The following is a 2,972-nucleotide window of genomic DNA, read 5'->3' as shown; positions in this document are numbered from 1 at the left end:
CACCTGCACCTGCACCTGCACCTGCACCTGCACCTGCACCTGCACCTGCACCTGCACCTGCACCTGCACCTGCACCTGCACCTGCACCTGCACCTGCACCTGCACCTGCGCCTGCACCTGCACCTGCTGTGCAGATCACCTGGCCCGATCCAGCGGCCATCGATTGGGGAACGGCACTCAGCACGGCCCAGCTGAACGCGAAAGCGAGCGTCGCGGGCACGTTCGCCTATACACCCGCCGTGGGCGCGAAGCCCGAGGTCGGCGTCCAGACGCTGTCTGTCACGTTCACGCCGCAGGACAAGACCAAGTACTCGACGAGCACCGTCACGCGCAAGCTGACGGTCCACAAGGCCCAGCCGCCGGTCAGGTGGGATCTCCCGTCCGCCGTGCTCCAGGGCACCGCGCTCACGCCCTCGCAGATCAGCACCGCGCCCTACGCGATCTACGGCGTCCAGGGCACGGCCGATCCGGCCTCGTACATGACCGCCGACGGCAAGCCGCTGGGCACCGCCACGACGGCCGCCGCCGGGAGCGCCCTCGTCCAGGCCACGTTCGTCCCGAAGGACGGCGCGCACTACATCTCGTCGGTCATCAGCACCACGCTGACCATCGTGCCGGCCCCGGGCACGGCCGCCATCGACTTCGGCGATGCGAAGCAGACCATCCAGGGCTTCGGCGGCTCGGCCGCCTGGTACTACAACAAGATGACGGACGATCGCATGAACGTCCTGTTCGGCACCAGCAGCCCCGACAGCCTCGGGCTGAGCATCCTTCGACTGCGGATCGCGCCCGCCGAGTGGAACGCTTCCACCCGGACGGCCGATACCAGCCAATGGACCGCAGAACTGGAGAACGGCATCTCCGCCCAGGCGCGTGGCGCGATGGTCTTCGCGTCGCCGTGGTCACCTCCGGCGAGCATGAAGATCGTCAACGCCGATCGCAAGAACCCGCTCTACAGCGGGCGCCTCGACCCCGCGAAGTACGCGGACTACGCCCAGTACCTGAATGCCTACATCCGGTATGCCGCGACGCGCAACGTGAAGCTCTACGCCGTCTCGCTGCAGAACGAGCCGGACTGGGACCCCACGGACTACGAGTCCTGCCTGTGGAACGCCGACGAGATGACGGCCTGGGTCGGCGGCCACGGCGCGACGGCGATCTCGGGCACCACGACCAAGCTGATGGCGCCGGAGTCCTTCTACTACTCGCAGGCCACCACCGACACGCTGCTGGCCGACGCCAAGGCCGCCGGCAACCTCTCGATCGTCGGCGGCCACCTCTACGGCGGCACGCCGAACTACTCGGGCCTGGCCCAGAAGCTCGGCAAAGAGGCCTGGATGACGGAGCACTTCCTGGACTCCGTCAACAAATCCGACGCCAAGTCGTCATGGCCGACCAGCATCGATGACGCCATCGCGATGGCCAAGGAAGTCCACGACGGCCTGACGCTGTCGCAGTACAACGCCTACGTCCATTGGTGGCTCGTCAACTCCAACGACGCGACGCCGACCGGCCTGATCGGCACGAACAACAAGCCGACCTACTTCGGCATCGGCCTGAAGCACTTCTCGTACTTCATCCGCCCGGGCTACGTCCGCTACGACGCGACATCGCTGCCGCAAAAGGGTGTCCGCGTCTCGGCGTTCGGAACCCCCGCCGGCGCGGCCGACAACAAGGCGGTGGTCGTGCTCGTGAACGAGAACGCGGCCGACGTCACCCTGACGACGTCGATCGCCCCCGCCGGCCGCTCGCTGACCAGCTTGACGCCGTACCGCACCACCGGGGCCGCCACGTTCGAGCGACAGCCCGCGATCGGCGTCAGCGCGAACGCGTTCTCCGTCACGCTGCCGGCGAAGAGCATCACCACCCTGGTGAACTGAAAAGGCAGATCGAACCATGGAACTCCACCGACAAAGCCACTCAACCCCTGTGGGCGGCGCCAATGCCTTGTCGCTGATCGGCGCACAGACCAGAGCTTCGCGGCCCACCTGGCCTGGAGCAGGAAGCTGGCCGAGATCGTCGGCAAGTCCACTGTGATGTGGCAGGTGCCGCTCGGCAACGCGCAGCAGAACAACACCACCAACCACTGGCAGGACAACAAGGTGGACTACCTCTTCAACAACCTGGACAAGGTGGCCGACGCCCACATTGCCGGGCTGTTCTTCGGTGCCGGCGACACGCCCCAGACATCGCCGGAAACCGATGGTGGCCGACTGCTCGGCTGGACGCAGGGCTACTACAAGAAGGGCGGCGTGGGGCTGCGCTGACGCGCAATCGCGCCGTTGTCGTCGGCCACCGGCAGCCGCCGGTGGCCTCCATCCGATCCGTTCAACTCATCCAGGGAGACAACAGTGAATACCTCGAAGATCTTCAATGCCGTGAGCCGCACCATGATCTGCGCCACGGCAACCCTCGGCCTGCTGGGTTCAGCCGGCCTGGCGCAGGCGCAGATCGCCGTCGGCAAGACCAAGTTCCTTGGCAACATCATTGCCGGCAATCCGCCGGCCAACTTCAGCGCCTACTGGAACCAGGTCTCGCCGGAAAACGCCGGCAAATGGGGCTCGGTCGAACCGGTGCGCGGCCAGATGAACTGGGGCCAGCTCGACGCCGCCTACAACTACGCGCGCTCCAACGGCTTTCCGTTCAAGCAGCACACCTTCGTGTGGGGTTCGCAGGAGCCGAACTGGATCGGTGGCCTGGGTGCCCAGCAGCAGGCCGAGGAGGTCGAGGACTTCATCCGCCAGTATTGCCAGCGCTACCCGCAGACGCAGTACATCGACGTGGTCAATGAGCCGCTGCACCAACCGGCCAGCTACCGCGGGGCCCTCGGCGGCGCCGGCTCGACCGGCTGGGACTGGATCGTCTGGTCGTTCCAGAAGGCCCGCCAGCACTGCCCCAACGCCAAGCTCCTGATCAACGAGTACGGGCTCGTCGGCAACGCCGACGAGCTGAACCGCTACAAGGGTATCGTC

Annotated in this window: 3 protein-coding genes; all 3 read left to right on the top strand. The window is 66.5% G+C overall.

Going from position 1 to position 2,972, the window contains the following annotated elements; genetic code table 11:
* Positions 1-128: 128 nt before the first annotated feature.
* Positions 129-1,880, top strand: a complete 1,752-nt coding sequence (locus AC1D12_RS29725) for a glycoside hydrolase family 30 beta sandwich domain-containing protein (protein ID WP_477844803.1) — start codon at positions 129-131, stop codon at positions 1,878-1,880.
* Between the two features lie 156 nt (positions 1,881-2,036).
* Complete coding sequence (locus tag AC1D12_RS29720) at positions 2,037-2,267, top strand: hypothetical protein (protein WP_477844801.1); 231 nt, start codon at positions 2,037-2,039, stop codon at positions 2,265-2,267.
* An 84-nt stretch (positions 2,268-2,351) separates the two neighbouring features.
* Positions 2,352-2,972: endo-1,4-beta-xylanase (locus AC1D12_RS29715; RefSeq protein ID WP_477844799.1), on the top strand; the 621-nt coding region annotated here is incomplete at its 3' end.

Source organism: Rhizobacter sp. P1_G5 (genome assembly GCF_056405435.1).
Note: the sequence above shows the minus strand (reverse complement) of the source record. Positions and strands in the feature narration are given on the sequence as shown.

Bases quoted from the DNA above. Each gene is read 5' to 3' on its own strand.
- AC1D12_RS29720 (WP_477844801.1), top strand. From the start codon at position 2,037: ATGTGGCAGGTGCCGCTCGGCAACGCGCAGCAGAACAACACCACCAAC.